The organism is Streptomyces sp. NPDC045846, assembly GCF_056431605.1.
On the sequence record NZ_JBWKKJ010000005.1, the window covers coordinates 417,321 to 435,004 of the forward strand.

At 70.1% G+C, this 17,684-nt stretch carries 12 protein-coding genes and 1 pseudogene; 6 read left to right on the plus strand and 7 right to left on the minus strand.

What is annotated here, in order from left to right:
* Positions 1-85: 85 nt before the first annotated feature.
* Both nadC and AC07F3_RS16940 read right to left on the minus strand, forming a co-directional pair.
* On the minus strand, positions 86-1,048 hold the full coding sequence (nadC, locus tag AC07F3_RS16935; protein WP_479114749.1) for a carboxylating nicotinate-nucleotide diphosphorylase: 963 nt from the start codon (positions 1,046-1,048) through the stop codon (positions 86-88).
* A gap of 2 nt (positions 1,049-1,050) precedes the next feature.
* On the minus strand, positions 1,051-2,766 hold the full coding sequence (locus tag AC07F3_RS16940) for an L-aspartate oxidase (protein WP_479114751.1): 1,716 nt from the start codon (positions 2,764-2,766) through the stop codon (positions 1,051-1,053).
* Between the two features lie 624 nt (positions 2,767-3,390).
* Here AC07F3_RS16940 and AC07F3_RS16945 point away from each other — a divergent pair.
* The 5 genes from AC07F3_RS16945 to AC07F3_RS16965 all read left to right on the plus strand — a co-directional run bounded on the left by AC07F3_RS16945 (position 3,391) and on the right by AC07F3_RS16965 (position 9,707).
* Positions 3,391-3,687: a winged helix-turn-helix transcriptional regulator gene (locus tag AC07F3_RS16945; protein ID WP_479114753.1), complete on the plus strand. Its 297-nt coding sequence runs from the start codon at positions 3,391-3,393 to the stop codon at positions 3,685-3,687.
* Positions 3,688-4,267: 580 nt separating this feature from the next.
* Complete coding sequence (locus tag AC07F3_RS16950) at positions 4,268-5,743, plus strand: xanthine dehydrogenase small subunit (RefSeq protein ID WP_479114755.1); 1,476 nt, start codon at positions 4,268-4,270, stop codon at positions 5,741-5,743.
* The gene (gene xdhB / locus AC07F3_RS16955; protein ID WP_479114756.1) at positions 5,740-8,166 is read left to right on the plus strand and encodes a xanthine dehydrogenase molybdopterin binding subunit; all 2,427 of its coding nucleotides are present in this window, start codon (positions 5,740-5,742) and stop codon (positions 8,164-8,166) included. The genes AC07F3_RS16950 and xdhB overlap by 4 nt, the downstream gene beginning before the upstream one ends.
* 1 nt (position 8,167) lies before the next feature.
* Positions 8,168-8,977, plus strand: coding sequence for a xanthine dehydrogenase accessory protein XdhC (gene xdhC / locus AC07F3_RS16960; RefSeq protein ID WP_479114758.1), 810 nt, complete (start codon positions 8,168-8,170; stop codon positions 8,975-8,977).
* A gap of 166 nt (positions 8,978-9,143) precedes the next feature.
* Positions 9,144-9,707, plus strand: coding sequence for a dihydrofolate reductase family protein (locus AC07F3_RS16965; protein WP_479114760.1), 564 nt, complete (start codon positions 9,144-9,146; stop codon positions 9,705-9,707).
* Positions 9,708-9,869: 162 nt separating this feature from the next.
* Here AC07F3_RS16965 and AC07F3_RS16970 read toward each other — a convergent pair.
* From AC07F3_RS16970 to AC07F3_RS16990, 5 genes and pseudogenes are all read right to left on the minus strand, one after another.
* A pseudogene (locus AC07F3_RS16970) lies at positions 9,870-9,956 on the minus strand (nuclear transport factor 2 family protein); the annotation flags it as partial.
* Positions 9,957-10,111: 155 nt separating this feature from the next.
* Entirely contained in the window at positions 10,112-10,558 is a 447-nt protein-coding gene (locus AC07F3_RS16975; protein ID WP_479114761.1) for a hypothetical protein, read from the minus strand.
* Positions 10,559-11,090: 532 nt separating this feature from the next.
* Positions 11,091-12,887, minus strand: coding sequence for an alkaline phosphatase family protein (locus tag AC07F3_RS16980; protein ID WP_479114763.1), 1,797 nt, complete (start codon positions 12,885-12,887; stop codon positions 11,091-11,093).
* A 535-nt stretch (positions 12,888-13,422) separates the two neighbouring features.
* Entirely contained in the window at positions 13,423-14,274 is an 852-nt protein-coding gene (locus AC07F3_RS16985) for a PRD domain-containing protein (RefSeq protein ID WP_479114765.1), read from the minus strand.
* Positions 14,275-14,418: 144 nt separating this feature from the next.
* Positions 14,419-16,551, minus strand: a complete 2,133-nt coding sequence (locus AC07F3_RS16990; RefSeq protein WP_479114767.1) for a glucose PTS transporter subunit IIA — start codon at positions 16,549-16,551, stop codon at positions 14,419-14,421.
* A 567-nt stretch (positions 16,552-17,118) separates the two neighbouring features.
* Between AC07F3_RS16990 and AC07F3_RS16995 the strand changes: the two genes are divergently transcribed.
* Positions 17,119-17,607, plus strand: a complete 489-nt coding sequence (locus tag AC07F3_RS16995) for a DUF5709 domain-containing protein (protein WP_479114769.1) — start codon at positions 17,119-17,121, stop codon at positions 17,605-17,607.
* The last annotated feature ends 77 nt before the right edge of the window (positions 17,608-17,684 follow it).

Sequence of the window (17,684 nt, forward strand, 5' to 3'; positions counted from 1 at the left end):
TGGCGATCACTTGTGGTCCGCCTGGCGTCGTCTGTTGTTTCGGCCGGAAGTCGCCGGAACTCCCGCGCGTTCTCGTTGCAGATGGTCAGGAGCGGCGGAGGTCCAGGCCGACGTCGAGGACGGGTGAGGAGTGGGTGAGGGCGCCGACCGAGAGGTAGTCGACGCCCGTCTCGGCGTACGCGCGAGCCGTGTCGAGGGTCAGGCGGCCGGAGGACTCGAGCATCGCCCGACCGCTGGCCAGGGCCACGGCTTCGGCCGTCTCCGCCGGGGTGAAGTTGTCCAGGAGGATCAAGTCCGCCCCGGCGTGCAGGACTTCGGCGAGCTGGGTGAGGGTGTCGACCTCGACCTCGATGGCGAGGTCGGGGAAGCCTTCACGGACGAGCCTGAAGGCCTCGGACACGCCTCCGGCCACCACGGCGTGGTTGTCCTTGATCAGGGCCGCGTCCGAGAGGGACATGCGGTGGTTGATGCCGCCGCCGCAGCGGACCGCGTACTTTTCCAAAGCGCGCAGGCCCGGGGTGGTTTTGCGGGTGTCGCGGACCTTGGTTCTGGTGCCTTCGAGCGCGTGCGCCCAGGCGTGGGTGGCCGTTGCGATGCCGGAGAGGTGGCAGAGGACGTTGAGGGCGGGGCGCTCGGCGGTGAGCAGGGCGCGGGCGCGGGTCGTGACGGAGAGGAGCTTTTGGCCCGCCTCGACGCGGTCGCCGTCCTCGACGTGGCGCTCGACCGCGTAGCCGTCCGCGCAGACGACCGAGACGATCGCCTCGGCGATGTGGACACCGGCCACCGTGCCGGCCTCGCGGGCCGTGAAGTCGCCGGTTGCCACGGCACCTTGGGGGACCGTGGCGGCCGTGGTGACGTCCATGCCGAGGGCCAGGTCCTCGTTGAGTGCGATGTGCGCGATGCCTTCGACCTGGACCGGATCGAGGCCCGCGCCCCGGAGGAGTTGGGCGAGGGCCGGGTCGAGGCCGCATTCGAGGCTGTCCGCCTTGGTGCTGGTGGAGCCGCTGGTGTCCTCGGGCTGTACAAGGAGAAGGTTCGGGATGCTCATGATCACCGCTCCTGAAGAAGAGAAGGGAGGGCCGGGGGGAACTCCGTTGTGTCGGTGGTGTGGAGGGTGAGGGTGTGGTCCGGGTTGAGTCGTACGACCAAGTGACGTTGCCAGTGGGCGTCTTCGCGGTCCGGGTGGTCCTCGCGCCAGTGGCAGCCGCGGGTCTCCTCGCGGCGCTGTGCGGCGGCGACCAGGGCGCGGGCCACGCACAGGAGGTTCGTCGCCTCCCAGGACTCGACGCCGGGGACGGCCGGCTTGTGGTCGTCCGGGGTCGCGGTGGCGGGGTCCACCCTGAGCGCTTCGAGGTGCGCGGCCGCCTCGGCGAGGCTCACCGACGAGCGGACCACCCCAGCCCCCTTCGTCATGATCCGCTGGATCGCGAGGCGCGACTCGGGGGCCAGGAGCGGGAGCATGGTGCCTTCGGGAATCACGGGTTCGGCACGGGCGCGGGGCGTTGACGCGATGTCCTGTGCGATGCGTTCCGCGAAGACCAGGCCCTCCAGGAGGGAGTTGGAGGCGAGCCGGTTGGCGCCGTGGACGCCGGTGCAGGCGGCCTCGCCGCACGCGTACAGGCCGGGCACGGTGGTACGGCCGTGCGGGTCGGTGCGTACGCCGCCCGATGCGTGGTGGGCGGCGGGGGCGACCGGGATCGGCTCGGTGACCGGGTCGATGCCGTGCGAGCGGCAGACGGCGAGGATGGTGGGGAAGCGCTGTTCCCACATCTCGGCGCCGAAGTGCCGGGCGTCCAGGTACATGTGCTCGGCGCCCTGGGCCTGCATCTGGCGGGTGATGGCCTTGGCGACGATGTCGCGCGGGGCGAGCTCAGCGAGTTCGTGCTGGCCGAGCATGAAGCGCGTCCCGGCGGCGTCGACGAGGTGGGCGCCCTCGCCGCGCACGGCCTCGGAGACCAGCGGCTGCTGGCCCTCGGAGTCGGCGCCGAGGAAGAGGACCGTGGGGTGGAACTGGACGAACTCCAGGTCGGAGATCTCGGCGCCCGCGCGCAGCGCGAGCGCCACGCCGTCGCCGGTCGACACCGGCGGGTTGGTCGTCGCCGAGAACACCTGGCCCATGCCGCCGGTCGCGAGCACCACGGCGGGCGCGCGGACCGCGCCCACGCCGTCGTGCTGACCCTCGCCCATGACGTGCAGAGTGACGCCCGCCGTACGGCCTTGCGCATCCCTCAACAGGTCCAGGACCAGGGCGTTCTCGATCGTATGGAGGGCCGTTGCCCGGACCGTCTCGACCAGCGCGCGGGAGACCTCCGCGCCCGTGGCGTCGCCGCCCGCGTGCGCGATGCGGCGGCGGTGGTGGCCGCCCTCGCGGGTCAGCGAGATCGCGCCCGAGTCGTCGGTGTCGAAGCGGGCGCCGGAGGCGATCAACCGTCGTACGGCGGCAGGGCCCTCGGTGACCAGCGCGCGTACCGCGGCCTCGTCGCACAGGCCCGCGCCGGCGACCAGGGTGTCGTCCAGGTGCTGCTCGGGGGTGTCCCCCTCGCCGAGGGCCGCCGCTATCCCGCCCTGCGCCCAGCGCGTCGATCCGTCGTCGAGGCGGGCCTTGGTGACGACCACCGTGGCCAGGCCCGCCGCGGTGCAGCGCAGGGCGGCCGTCAGGCCCGCGACGCCGGAGCCGACGATCACGACGTCCGCGTCGATCGACCAGCCTGGTGCCGGTGCGTGCAGGCGTAGGCCGGTCGCGGTTCCGGCGGTGGACGCTGTCATGGGGTCTCCAAAGGTGAAGGCGATGGTGTCGATGAGGCGTGTGGTGCCGCCCGCGGCGGCGAGTGCGGGGGTGCGCCTCGCCGGTGTGGTCGTCGGGCCTCGGTGAGGTGGGAGGGATCGTTCGTCGCCGGGGGTCGGCACAGCGGCCCGACGGGGAACTGGCGCGTACGGTCGCGGGGACGTCACCTGCGTGACGCATGCGGGCGCGTGCGTCTCGGTTGCGGTGCGCGTCTCGCCCGGCGCGGAGAGGGCGATGGCTTCGGTTCGGAGGCAGGGCCGTCCGTGCCCGTGGCGTCGCCGGCCTCATGCGCCCGACCGGCTAACCCTCGTCAGCGGCGTCGGAGCTAGCCGGACGCGTCGGGCGTCCTTGCGGACATGCAGGCACGCGGACGGGAGCGGTAGTGCGGTGGACGCAGTGCCGTGCATGCCTCACTCGAGCAGCCCTGGTCGGCGTACGGCGGTCCCAGCTGGACTGTGCGCGACATCGACGCTCCCCCTTCGGTTGTTTCTAAATTCGAAACATGCGAGGGATGCTAGTGTTTCGAAAAACGAAACGCAAGGAGGGTCATGTCAACACCGCGGCCAGGGAAGCCAGTTCGTGGATCGAGCACCGGTCGTCCGATCATGGCCGCGATGGATCTCCTCGGCCGTCGGTGGGCGCTGCGCGTTCTCTGGGAGCTGCGTGCGGGTCCGCTCGGTGCGCGAGCGCTGCTGGCGCGGTGTGAAGGCCTGTCATCGAGCGTCCTCTACCAGCGCCTTCGCGAGCTCACGTCCACCGGGATCATCGCCGCCTCGGCCGACGGCTATGAGCTCACTGAGCTGGGGACAGCACTCGGTCACGCTCTCCAGCCGCTCAACGAATGGGCGAGCACCTGGGCGCAGGCGCAAGAGCAGAGCGATCAGAACCCTGTGGAGCGATAAGCGCCGCGCGGGCTCTTCGATCGTCTTGGGCGGGGCAGCGGCCTCCGGTAGCCGCGCTCGATGGTTCAAGACGGCCATGGCTCAACGCCCGTTGAGCGAGCCGTACCTCGGAGGGAGCTCTGCCGCCAGGGGCGACTGACCGGTGTCCGCGCCGCCCCTCGGGCCACGACGCGGCGAGCCGCTCGGGCAGGCGGGCCGTGCCGCGTACGGCCTTCGGATGGTGAGAGACGGAGGTCGGCCTCTTGACCTCCGTGGTGTCAGCAACTAGCTTGCGGTAACCATCGACCCGTGAATACCGAAAGGAGGCGACCAGAGGATGTCCACCAGCTCCGATCTTGGTCGCCTCGCCCAGTGCACCGTCTGGGTTCCGGGTCGGATCGCGCACGGCTGCTGAGCACGCCGTTCTGACGTGCCCCTCCGTGGCACGTTCTGGGTTTCCCGTCACCACTTTCCGGCGCGCCGATGCCGCGTGCCGTTGTGCGCGCGCTCCGTTCGTGCGGCGCGTCCGAACACAGAAAGCTGCCTGAGCATTGGCGAACATGATGGCTCGACCGATCACGTCCCGAAGCGAGGACCTGCCGTGGTAGAGGCACGGATCACGGTCAACAGCAAGGAAACACCGATTTCCCCGGCCCCGGCCCACACAACAACGCTGGACTTCCTGCGCGACCGCGGCCTGACCGGCACCAAGGAGGGCTGTGCGGAAGGCGAGTGCGGTGCCTGTTCGGTCCTGGTGGCCCGTCCCGGAGTCGGGGTGGACAGCCCCACCGACTGGGTGGCCGTCAACGCCTGCCTCGTCCCGGTGGCGGCGCTCGACGGTCAGGAGGTCGTCACCTCCGAAGGGCTGGCGACGAGCGGCGCACCCGGTGAGCCGCCCGCGCTGCATCCGGTGCAGGAGGAGATGGCGGTCCGCGGAGGCTCCCAATGCGGGTACTGCACACCGGGGTTCATCTGCAGCATGGCCGCCGAGTACTACCGGCCCGACCGCTGCGAATACGCCCCGGCCGACGCGGCCGACGGCCCCGCATCGGAGCACGGCCCGAACGGCTTCGACCTGCACGCGCTGAGCGGCAACCTCTGCCGCTGCACGGGATACCGTCCGATCCGCGACGCGGCCTTCGCCCTCGGAACGCCCAGCGACGAGGACCCGCTGGCGCGGCGCCGCGAGCAGGCCCCGCCGTTGCCGGTTGCCACTGAATACGTCCAGGGTGACCGCACGTTCCTGCGGAAAGGGACTCTGGCCGACACGCTGCGGGTGCTGCGTGAACGGCCGGACGCCGTGGTGGTCGCCGGTTCGACCGACTGGGGCGTCGAGGTCAACATCCGTTCCCGCCGGGCGGATTGCGTCATCGCTGTCGACCGGCTGCCCGAACTCAGGGAGCTGGTCGTCACCTCCGGATGCGTCGAGATCGGGGCGGCACTGACGCTCACCGAGATCGAGCGGCGTCTCGACGGCAGCGTTCCGCTGCTGGCGGAGCTGTTCCCGCAATTCGCCTCCCGCCTGATCCGCAACGGCGCGACGCTGGGAGGGAACCTGGGCACGGGCTCACCGATTGGTGACAGCGCACCGGCGCTGCTCGCCCTGGAGGCGTCGGTGGTGCTCGCTGATAGCGACGGTGAGCGCGAGGTTGCGCTGGCGGAGTACTTCACGGGCTACCGCCAGAGCGTGCGCTGCCCCGGTGAGCTGATCCGCGCGGTACGCGTCCCGCTGCCCCTGGCGCCGGTGGTGGCCTTCCACAAAATCGCCAAGCGGCGCTTCGACGACATCTCCAGCGTCGCGGTCGCCTTCGCGCTCGACGTCGAGGACGGTGTCGTCCGCACGGCGCGCATCGGCCTGGGCGGTGTGGCCGCCACGCCGATCCGCGCCCTGGACACCGAGGCGGCCCTGGAGGGAAGGCCGTGGTCGGCGCGGACCGTCGAGGCCGCGGCCGCGGTGCTGCGGGCCGAGGGCACACCGATGGACGACCATCGCGCCAGTGCCGAGTACCGTGCTGCGATGCTCGGTCAGAGCCTGCTGAAGCTGTACGCGCAGAACACCGAGGTGGTGTCGTCATGAGTCAGCTGTCCCAGCGTCCCGAGAAGCCGGTCGTCGGTGTCTCGATGCCGCACGAGAGCGCCACGCTGCACGTCACGGGTGCCGCCCTCTACACCGACGACTTGGTGTTCCGCACCAAGGACGTACTGCACGCCTACCCGGTTCAGGTCATGAAGGCCCACGGCCGGATCACCGCGATCCGCACCGAGGCCGCGCTCGCCGTGCCCGGTGTGGTCCGCGTGCTCACGGGTGCCGACGTGCCCGGAGTCAACGACGCCGGGATGAAGCACGACGAGCCGCTGTTCCCCGACGAGGTCATGTTCTACGGCCATGCGGTCGCCTGGGTGCTCGGGCAGACCCTGGAGGCGGCCCGGCTCGGTGCGGCGGCCGTCGCGGTGGAACTCCAGGAGCTTCCCTCGCTGATCACGCTGCAGGACGCGATCGCGGCCGACAGCTTCCACGGTGCCCGTCCCGTGATGGTGTCCGGCGACGTCGAGGCCGGCTTCGCCGACTCCGCGCACGTGTTCACCGGCGCGTTCCAGTTCTCCGACCAGGAGCATTTCTACCTCGAGACGCATGCGGCGCTCGCCCAAGTCGACGAGGCCGGGCAGGTGTTCGTCCAGAGCAGCAGCCAGCACCCGTCGGAGACGCAGGAGATCGTCGCGCACGTCCTCGGACTGCACAGCCACGAGGTGACCGTGCAGTGTCTGCGGATGGGCGGCGGGTTCGGCGGCAAGGAGATGCAGCCGCACGGGTTCGCGGCCGTCGCCGCGCTCGGCGCCAAGCTGACCGGTCGGCCCGTCCGGCTGCGGCTCAATCGCACGCAGGACCTGACCATGTCCGGCAAGCGGCATGGTTTCCACGCCACGTGGAAGATCGGCTTCGACGCGGACGGCCGGATTCAGGCCCTGGACGCCCTGTTGACGTCGGACGGCGGCTGGAGCCTTGACCTGTCCGAGCCGGTGCTGGCCCGCGCGCTGTGCCACATCGACAACACGTACTGGATTCCCAACGCCCGCATCGCCGGTCGCATCGCCAAGACCAACAAGGTCTCCAACACCGCCTTCCGCGGTTTCGGCGGGCCCCAGGGCATGCTGGTGATCGAGGACATCCTCGGGCGCTGCGCACCGCGGCTCGGCCTGGACCCGATGGAACTGCGCGAGCGCAACTTCTATCGGAAGGACCAGCACACTCCGTACGGACAACCGGTCACCCAGCCCGAACGGATCTCCGCCATCTGGCAGCAGGTCCAGGATCAGGCGAGCATCGCCGAACGCAAGCGCGGGATCGCCGCCTTCAACGCGGCGCATCCGCACACCAAGCGGTCCCTCGCCATGACGGGCCTCAAGTTCGGCATCTCGTTCAATCTCACCGCCTTCAACCAGGGCGGTGCGCTGGTGCTGATCTACAAGGACGGTTCCGTCCTGATCAACCACGGCGGCACCGAGATGGGCCAGGGGCTGCACACGAAGATGATGCAGGTGGCCGCCACGACCCTGGGTATTCCGCTGCACAGGATCCGCCTCGCGCCCACGCGGACCGACAAGGTGCCCAACACCTCTGCCACGGCGGCCAGTTCGGGCGCGGACCTCAACGGCGGGGCGATCAAGAACGCCTGTGAGCAGTTGCGCGAGCGTTTGGCGCAGGTGGCCGCCGGCCGGCTGGGAGCGAACGCGTCCGACGTGCGCATCGTGGAGGGCGTGGTGCGCGCCCTGGGCAATGACGAGGAGCTCGCCTGGGAGGAGCTGGTGCGCGCCGCGTATTTCCAGCGTGTTCAGCTGTCTGCGGCCGGCTACTACCGGACCGAGGGCCTGCACTGGGACGCGCGGTCGTTCCGGGGCGCCCCGTTCAAGTACTTCGCCCACGGTGCCGCCGCGGCCGAGGTCGAGGTCGACGGCTTCACCGGCGCGTACCGCATCCGGCGCGTGGACATCGTGCACGACGTCGGCGACAGCCTCTCCCCGATGATCGACATCGGTCAGGTCGAGGGCGGCTTCGTGCAGGGGGCGGGCTGGCTGACCCTGGAGGACCTGCGCTGGGACACCGGTGACGGGCCGCATCGGGGCCGGTTGCAGACCCAGGCGGCCAGCACCTACAAGCTGCCGAGCTTCTCCGAGATGCCGGAGGAGTTCAACGTCACGCTCCTTGAGAACGCCACGGAGGAAGGGGCGGTCTACGGTTCCAAGGCCGTGGGTGAACCCCCGCTCATGCTGGCGTTCTCGGTCCGGGAGGCGCTGCGGCAGGCCGCTGCGGCGTTCGGGCCGAGCGGAATCAGTGTCGAGCTCGCATCGCCCGCGACCCCGGAGGCGGTGTACTGGGCCATCCAGTCGGCCCGCGGGGGCGAAGCCTGCGCCAACGATCAGGCCCGCACGGGGTCTGCTCCAGGTGCAGCCGCCATGGACGGCGGGAGCCGGACGGGCACGGCAGCGCTGAGCGGTGCCTGACATGACATGGATCGCCGCGGTCGCACGGTTGCGGGCCCGTCGGGAGACCGGCGTACTGGCCACCGTCGTGACCGTGCGCGGCCATGCCCCGCGCGAGGCCGGTGCGAAACTCGTCGTGGGGAACACCGGGACGTGGGGGTCGATCGGGGGCGGAAACGTCGAGGCCGTCGCGATCGACCGGGCTCGGGAGATGATCGAGGCCGCCAAGTCGGAGCCGGAGCTCATCGATTTCGCCCTGAACGACAAGGTGTCCAACCAGCACGGCGTGCAGTGCTGCGGCGGCACGGTCTCGGTGCTGCTCGAACCGCTGCCGGTGGTGGCCGCGGTGGCGATCTTCGGCGTCGGGCACGTCGGCCTGGAACTCGCGCGCATCCTGGCGCGGCAGGATCTCGACCTCCACCTCATCGACAGCCGCTCCGACGTCCTCGTGCCCGAGCGGCTCGGCGTGCTGGCGGACGCGGTGGCCCAGGTCCATGTGCATCACACACCGCTGCTGCCGGAGGAGGTGCTGGAGGAACTGCCGCGCGGCACCCACGTCCTGATCATGACGCATGATCATGCGGAGGACGCGGCCCTGTGCGACGCCGCCCTGCGCACCTCCCACCTCGGCTCCATCGGGCTGATCGGCTCGGGGCCCAAATGGGCACGGTTCCGCAAGCGTCTCTCCACCGAAGGCGGTCACGCGGAGGCCGTCATCGACCGGATCAAGACGCCCATCGGGCTGACCGGCATCACCGGAAAGCAACCCGCCACCATCGCCCTGAGCGTCGCCGCCGATCTGCTCCGCACCTTCGAAGCAGAGGTGAGCTGACCGTTCGGCGGCTTCGGAGGGTGTCCCCGGCCATATCGGTCGAGGGTGGGACCGCCGTCCGGGGTCGCGAGGTGCGGCGCCCTCACGAGGAACCGATTGCGCGCCGATGAGTTTCGCGCGCCGCGTCGGTCTGTACCGTGAGACCGACTCTCGGAAGGCCGGCGCCATGCGGAAACTGATCTACGGCATGAACGTGACCCTGGACGGCTACATCGCCGCACCCGGCGATGACATCGGCTGGAGCGCGCCCAGTGACGAGCTGTTCCAGTTCTGGTCCGACCGCCTGCCGGAGACCGATCTGTCGCTGTACGGGGGCAAGCTCTGGCGGACGATGAGTTCCCACTGGCCGACCGCCGACCAACAGCCCAACGCCACCCCGGAGGAGAGGGAGTTCGCGCGGCGCTGGCGCGACATGGCGAAGGTGGTGTTCTCCTCGACGATCGACAAGGTCGACTGGAACACCCGCCTGGTCACCGGCGACGCGGTCGCCGAGATCACCCGCCTCAAGGCGGAGGACGGCGGTCCGATGGCCATCGGCGGCGCGACACTCGCCGGGGCGGCCATGCGGGCCGGGCTGATCGACGAGTACGTCCTGGCCACCGCGCCGGTCCTGGTGGGAGGCGGCACGCCGTTCTTCACCGTGCTGGACAGCTGGGTCAACCTGAATCTGGTGGAGACACGGACGCTGCCCGGCGGCGTGCTCCTGACCAGGTACGAGACGAGGCGCTGAGCGCAGGGCACGCCCCTTCCACGATCTCGACGGGGAGGCGCGCTCGCGCGGCCACGTCGCATACGTGGCCGCCCGCTCCACGCCCGCCCGTCCTCCGCGCGGAACGAGGATCTGCCTGGGATGCACATACGGGGGGCGGGGCGAGCGGGAGGTGGGCGTGGGTCAGCGGGCGCTCCCGAGGTCACGGTCGGCGTCGTTGCCCAGGAGCATGAGGGTGGTTTCCTCGATGCGCCGGAAGCGTCCCTCGGGAGTGAGGGTGGTGAAGGGGCTCGCCGACCGGCGGCCCATGCCGTACGGAGGGTCAGCATCCGGGGGGCACTCAGTGCGCCGCGATCTGGGTGGCACCGCCGTCACCGCTGGTGGGGCGGCTCGGGCAGGTCCGAGCCGCCCACCCTCAAGGAGTGTTACTCCCCGTCGACGGGACGGATGAATTCCAGGGTCCACGTCTCCTGGAACTCCGGCTTCGGCGAGACGAGTTCAATCTGCGAGCCGCGGTGCGACGCACGCCAGACGAGACCCTTGTCCGACAAGACCTTGACCCCGCCGATGACCTGTTCGAACGTAAACTTCGCCCACTCCTCGCGCGGAGCGTGGTTGACCCAGAGCTTGTCCTCGGCGACCACGAGGCCCGCCTGCTCCTCGTAGGCGAGGTGGATCACGTACGGCGCCCCGGGCACGGGCTCGGCGGGAACGATGGCCCACTCCTGCTCGTACGGGACGGGGGCCGGGCGGTCGGCGATGACGGGGGCGCCGTACTTGACGGCGTGCTCCGTGGTCGTCACCAGCATGCCTGGTCCGATGAGGTGGGCGTGGATCTTGTAGATGCCAGGCTTTACCGGGATGGGAGGCATGTGCGGGACTTCCTCTCTCACGGTCCCCGGCGGCGGGTACCGCCGGCCAACGCGTCCCACGATCGGGGCTCGCGCCGACGCAGAAGAAGGTCAGATACCGCCAAGCCGAACACGGCGCGGACTGCTCGGTCGCAGGTGCGAATAAGTTCACGAAGTGTGCACCGTCCTCCTGGGCACACGCCACCCCCAACCGCAGCACCTGACTGCGGCCCGTGCGGTTGAGCAACAGGCAGGTGCCGCCGGGTCGTCCATCACAGTCCGCCGTTGCTGTCTGTCTCCGTCGGTCCAGGCCAGAACCCCACGTCCCGCGGAGCCTGCCCGGTCACAGGATGAGGGGCCCTTGCACTCCCGCGCCCTGTCCCGGGAGAGGGGCCCGGGCTCAGTCGGGCGGGAGCGGGGCCGTGAACGCGCCTCGGCCACCGGCGAGTTGAGAGGCAGGAGGTTCCGGCAGAGTGCGGTCCGGGCGAGGAACCGCCAGGCGGTCAGCGTGCGTGACCGCCCGACGGCGTGCCGCGGCTGGGGTAGGCGGTCGTCAGCCCACGGAGAGGGAGAACGGTCCGGCCAGCACCGAGTAGCCGTCATTGGCCAGGTAGTACGCGTCGTAGCCGCCCGGTCCGCTCAGTTTGCCGGTGGAGAAGGTCGTCGCGCCGCTGGAGTTGGGTGCGTAGGCCCAGGCGAGGGCGGACTGCTGGCCGGGGGTGACTCCGGCCGGATAGATGCCGATCCAGTTCTTCGCGCTCACCTGCGCGGCGGACGGCACCGAGTACCGGAGGGTGACGTTGCCGCCGTTCGTGACCGAGTTCAGGTCGCCGGTGAGAGACGGCGTCGTCCCGGTGGACGGTGCGAAGGCCGCGTTGAGCGGCGTCGCGTAGGTGTCATTGGCCGTCAGGCCGGGCAGGCCGAGGGCCGCTTCGATGGTGCGGGCGATGCCGTAGTGATCGTAGTGGGCGGGGCTGGTGGTCCCCGCCGCGACGGTGCCCTGGGAACCCACGACCGTGGTCACGATGTGGTTGTACGCCTCGCTGCTGCTCTCGTCCCAGGTCAGGACGAGCAGGGAGCGCTGCTGGGTCCAGGCGGGAGAGGTCAGGACCGGGGCGAGGGTCTGCTTCAGCCAGCCGTCCTGGGTCTTGAGACTGGTGGCGTTGCCGTTGCCGGAGGCCTCGCCGTCGTAGTAGTCGTCGGCGGCGATCCAGGAGAGGTTCGGGGTGGTCGAAGCTGATGCGAGGTCGGTGGTCAGCTGCGTGGTGTCGAAGAGGTGCGCGGCACAGCGTGACGCGTTGCCGCTGACATTGGTGTAGTTGATGAATGGTGCGTCGTCGGGCTGGTAGTAACTGTCATTGTTGTTCTTGGTGTTGCAGGGCGTGCCCATGCCCTGTTCGTAGGCCTTCCAGCTCTTGCCGGCGGCCTCCAGGGTGTCGCCCAGGTGGCGTTGGGGCGAGTTGATGTTGGGCCAGTAGGTGGCACCCTTGGTGTAGGTGTCGCCGCCGGCGACGGCGAGGTAGTTCTCGTCGCTGGGGTGGTAGACGCCGTGGAAGTCGGTCAGCGTGGCACCCTGACCCATGAGGCTGTGCATGTAAGGAGTGTCCGCCGGATCGTTCATGATCGCGGAGTAGTCGGTGTTCTCCATCATGACCATGAACACGTGGTCGTAGCCCGGCACTTTGGACACGGGAGGGGTGAGCGGGGCCGGGGGAGTGACCGGCGTGTTCAGGGTGAGGGAGAGGTTGTCGACGTAGCCGGCTTCGTGCGCCGTCGACAGGAACTGCACCTCGACCTGGATCGATCGGGTGCCCGCAGGTACCGGGCCGGTGGCGCTGCGCGCGAGGAACTTGGTGGCCAGACCCCGGTCGGAGGCGGAGACCGTGGGCAGCTTGGCGATGCTGCCCAGCGGACGGCCGTTCGCGCCCTGGAAGTGCAGGCTCACGGCGCCGTAGCCGCTGTAGGTGGTCCAGCCGCCGAGCCAGCCGGAGAGGTTGTAGCTCACCCCGCCGCCGTCCACCGCCGCGGCCGCCGAGGAGACGTCGACGGTCTGCGACATCGAGCCGTCACCGAAGTTGCCGGGCCCGAAGAAGGCCTTGCCGGGAGCGTTGCCGTCGCTGGGCAGCCCGAACGAACCGGCGGTGTGGCACATGACGTTCACCCCGCCGGCCTGGGTGGTCCAGCCGGGCACCGTGGTGGCCGCCGCCCAGTCGTCCGTGCAGTAACCCCCGGCCTCGGCATCGCCGTTGACTATGAGATTGCCGCTGCCAGCGGCCGCGTGAGCGGTCGGAGGGGAGAAGATCAGCAAGCCGAGGAGGGCGAGCCCCCAGCTGAGGAGTCTTCGACGCAAGCGCATGTGTGTACCTCGTCCCGGGTGAAAGGGTCATGCGGGAGCGGGCCGTTCGGCCCTGGCCGTGCACGGTGAACGGGACATGGATACCGATCTCCGCCGTCAGGCGGAAGAACCAGGTCCAAACTTGGTTGGACAAGTTGGCATGGTGCTGGTCATGGCCGCTGTCCCGGCGGGAATCCGTGTGAGGCTTCGCGGGACGTTCGCGTCGCCGGTCGTGGCCAATGGCGCTCCGCTACGGGGGCTTTGTCGGCATTGCGCCAGAAAATCGGGGGATCCGCAGGGCGAGGCTGTGCAGGTACAGACCGCTGCCCCGGATGTGCGGTACGTACAGATCGTTGCAGGTCGCCCGGAGAGGCGCCGTTTCGTCCCGGAGCGACGCACACCCGGTCGCCGGTTCTGGCAGTGGGGAAGACGCGGTTGCCGCGGTGCTCTCACCCCAGCACTCCCGGCCATCGCAGGGGCACGACAGGACGGGGGCTCCTGGGGCGAGGGCGCTCTTTACTGTCGCGCACACCTGGCCCGCTCCGCAGGCTCACGCGCCGGAGCCGTCCTCCTCCATGGTCATGCGGGCCACGTGCAGCGCCAGGTAGGAGACCTCGTCCTCGCTCAGCTGCTGTCCCAGACGCAGCTCGACGATCGTGGCGAGCCGCTGTGCGGTGTGGGTCGCCTCCGGGTAGTGCTGACGGATGCCCTTGCCGATGGTGGACTCGTGGCCCTTGAGCTGGCGGTGCTGCTGGATCCGTACGAAGAGGTAGCGGACGTGGGTGATGAACCGTGCCGCGCTGACCGACTCCTGCGAGACGTCCAGACCGTGCTGCTGGCCCACGATGGCGAGCAACTGCTGGATGACTCCGGTCATGGTGTACGTGAAGGACAGGTCGCCCGACGCGAAGCCGGCGTTGACCAGGTGCAGCGCCAGCGCGGTCGCCTCGGAGGCGTCCAGTTTCGGGTCCACGCGCTCGTTGATGGCCGCCAGTAGCCGCTGTGCCTGGGCGTACTCGGCGGCGTACAGGGTCTGGGCTTCGGCGCGCAGCGGGTACTCGACGACGATGCCGCGCCTGGCCCGGTCCAACGCACCGGCGACGTGGTCGGCGACGGCGATGGCCAGGGTGGGGCGGGTGGACTCGCGCCCTTCGATGCCGACCTCGTCGAGGGCGATGACGACGGCCCGCAGGACGTCCTCACCGATGAGGGCGAAGGCCTCGGCCAGGTGGTCGGGGTCGCGGCCGTCGGCCGGCACGAAGACGCGCACGATCAGCGCGGGGTCGACGGGCTTGCCCTGGCGGGAGCTGAAGCCGATGCCACGCCCGGTGAGGATGACTTCCTGGCCCTTCTCGTCGCGCGCCAGGACCACGTTGTTGTTGAGCACGCGTAGTGCCTCCACCGGCCCCTCCTTCCTTCCGTCCGTGGCCCGATTCCTGTCCGAATGATCCCGTACTGTCGGCCGTGCGTGCCAACCCTCACCGCGGCCGATGCGGGACGCGCGCCCCGCGATGGGGGCGCGCGTCCCGATTCGGGGGCGGGGTCCTTACCGCTTGACCGTCACCACGGGCTCGCCGGCTGCGACGGCCCGCCCCGTGTGCGGCGTGACCGAGGCCAGGTCGGCGGTGTTGGTGACGGTCATGAGCGTGACGGTCGGGTGCTGGGCGGCACGCACGGCGTCGAGGTCGACCTCGACGAGCAGGTCGCCGGTGGAGACCTGCTGCCCGGACGCCACGCGCACGTCGAAGCCCTCGCCCTTCATCTGCACCGTGTCGATGCCGACGTGGACGAGCACCTCGATGCCGTCCGCGGTGCGGATGCCGAAGGCGTGGCCGGTGTCGACGACCGTGACCAGCTCACCGTCGACCGGGGCGACGATGCGCCCGTCGGCCGGTTCGATGCCCACGCCCTCGCCGAGCGCGCGAGAGGCGAAGACCGGGTCTCCGACCTCGTCAAGGCCGACCACCTGGCCCGCGACCGGCGCCGCGAGCTCGACATCCGTCGCCCGGGCAGCGGCGCCGACCGGGGCGGCGGAGCCCGCAGCCGGGGCGGTGGCGGAGGCAGCGGCGGCAGTGGTGGCCCCGACAGCGACGAGCTCGCGCTCCTCGGCCGGTACGTCCGCACCGCCGACAGCGGCCTCGGCCGGTACGTCCGCACCCTTGGCGGCGGCCTCGGCCATGTCCCGCTGGGCGTTGATCTCGGCGCGCTGCTCGGGGGTGCGGAAGTCGGAGAAGTACACGAGTGCCATCGAGGTGAAGAAGGCCGCCGCGACGGCGATGCCGTACGTGGGCATCGGCGTGAAGACCGGGATGGTCAGCAAGGAGGTGAAGGCGAAGGCCTTGGTGTTCACGCCGCCCAGGACGCCCACGAGCACGCCACCCACCAGGCAGCCCACGAGCATGCGCGGGTAGATCCGCTTGAAGCGCAGGTGGATGCCGTAGAGGGACGGCTCCGAGATGCCGCCGAACAGGCCCGCGGCCAGGGCGCCGGTGGCCGTCTGGCGCATCTCCTTCTCGCGGTGGCGGATCGAGAGCAGCAGCACGCCCGCGGTCGCACCGAAACAGGCGAAGTTCCACGCACCCATCGGGCCCTGGATGAAGTCGTAGCCCAGGGTGTTGATGTTCACCAGCATGAGGGCGTTGAGCGGCCAGTGCAGACCCAGCGGCACCAGGAACGGGTAGATCAGCGGGATCATGATCGCGAAGACGATCGGGGCGTTGCCGTTCAGCCACGACAGCCCCTCACCGAGGCCGTTGCCGGCCCAGATGCCCAGGGGGCCGATGAGGAAAGCGGTCACCGGGATCATGATCAGCATGCTGAAGAACGGCACGAAGACCATGTGCATGCTCTCGGGGAAGACGCGCTGCAGGCCCTTGTAGACCAGTGCGAGCAGGGCGACCATCAGCAGCGGCACGAACACCTGGCCGCCATAGTCGTTGAGCTGCATCGGCAGCCCGAAGACGTGGGCCACGCACTCCTGGGTGCCGAGCGTCGCGTTCGTGGAGCAGGTGACGCCGGGGATCCCGGACTTCGGGTTGAGCATGCCCGTGAAGTTCGGGGTCATCACCGCGGCCATCACGGCGGCGCCCACCCACGGGTCGATCCGCAGCTTCTTGGCCGCGTTGTAGGCGACCATGAGCGGCAGGAAGTACAGCACCGAGCGCCACATGGCGTCGACGAACACCCAGGTGGCGGACTTGTCGGCGGCACGGAAGTCGACCACGCCGAGGGCGTCGAGGACGGACGCGATCGCGATGATCAGCGACGAGCCGAGCAGTACGCCCATGATCGGGCGGAAGGAGTCGGAGAGGTACTCGAAGAAGTTGTCGAGCCAGGCGTAGCGCCCGCGGCCCTTGGCGCGGATCGCGTCCTTGACGTCGGCGTCGGACTGCGGCCGGGGCGTACCGCCGGCGCTCATCGACGGCAGGTTCATGATCTTGGAGTAGACGCCCGCGACGGCTCCGCCGATCACGATCTGGAAGCGGTCACCGGACTGCGGCACGGTCCCCATGACCCCGTCCAGGGCATCGAGCGCCGCCTGGTCGGCCTTCGACCCGTCGTGGAGCTGGAAGCGGAGCCGCGTCGCACAGTGCGTGAGGCTCTCGATGTTCTCAGGGCCGCCCACGCCGCGGAGAATTGCCTCCGCCAGCGCATCGGTTCCCTGCTCGGGTGTACTCATGATGCTTCCTCGCATCCTCGGGGTGCTTGCCGTCCTGCATCGGTTCGTGATCTCTCCCGCCCCGGGTCCGGGCAACAAAAAAGGCCCGGGACGCGCCAACGGCGCTTCCCAGGCCTTGCCTCGCCTCACGACGACGGTGACGTCGTCGGGGGAGTAACAACCCTGTGATCGGGATCGATCGGGCGTAACCTTAACTCGCCGTTATCTGGACCGCAACCCACGTCTGTGCCCGTCGCCCCCCGCTGAGCAAGAGGTGTGCAGAGCCGCGAGTGCCACGGCCCGGGTGCCCCCACACCCTCGGGAGTGTCCTTCACCGACCGCCCCGAGCCGCTGTCGTGTGGGTGGCGAAGCCGCGGCCGCAAGCGCCCTGGGGCGCCGCGATGCCGCAGCCGCTCTCTGCCTGCGCGGTGGACGGCGGGCCATGCTCTCGTGCGAACAGGCTCCTGGCCTGCGGCGGGGCGCCGAGCCCACGCGTTTGGCGAAGCGCGCCACGGGCACTTGGAGAGCGCTGCACGGGCAGCCCGTGCAGCGCTTGCCCCATCGGACATACGGAACCACGAGGTAGTCATGAACGGCGACGACATGGCGGACGATGTCTACCAGCCCACGGGCGGCAATGAGGAGCAGGAGGACGCGGCTCCCCTCGATCTCCAGGACGCCGTCGACGAGCGCACGTACGACGACATGCTCGACGAGGGGTATTCGCCGCCGGAGAAGCCCCTGGGTGTGACGAAGAGTGGCACCACGGCCGCGGAGCAGCGTATGGGCGAGTCCCTGGACGAACGGCTGAGGCAGGAGGTTCCGGACCGGGAGCCACCGGTGGGCGACGACGTGGGCGACCTGCCCGGCGGGGAGGGTGAGCCGGTCGATGCGGAGGCCGGCACGGATCGCGCCGGACGCCTGGTGGCGCCGGAGGACCGCAACGGCGCGGACGGCGGCAGGGGCCTCGTTGCCTTCGACGCGGGCGTCGACGGAGGCGCGGCCGGCGCCGAGGAGGCCGCTGTCCATGTGGTACCCGAGGAGCAGCTGCCGCCGAAGCCCGGGCCCACGCGCTGACCAGCATCGTGGTTCAGTCGGCCGGAGCCGGAGCCGGAGCCGGAGCCGGAGCCGGAGCCGGGCCCGAGCCCGGTTCT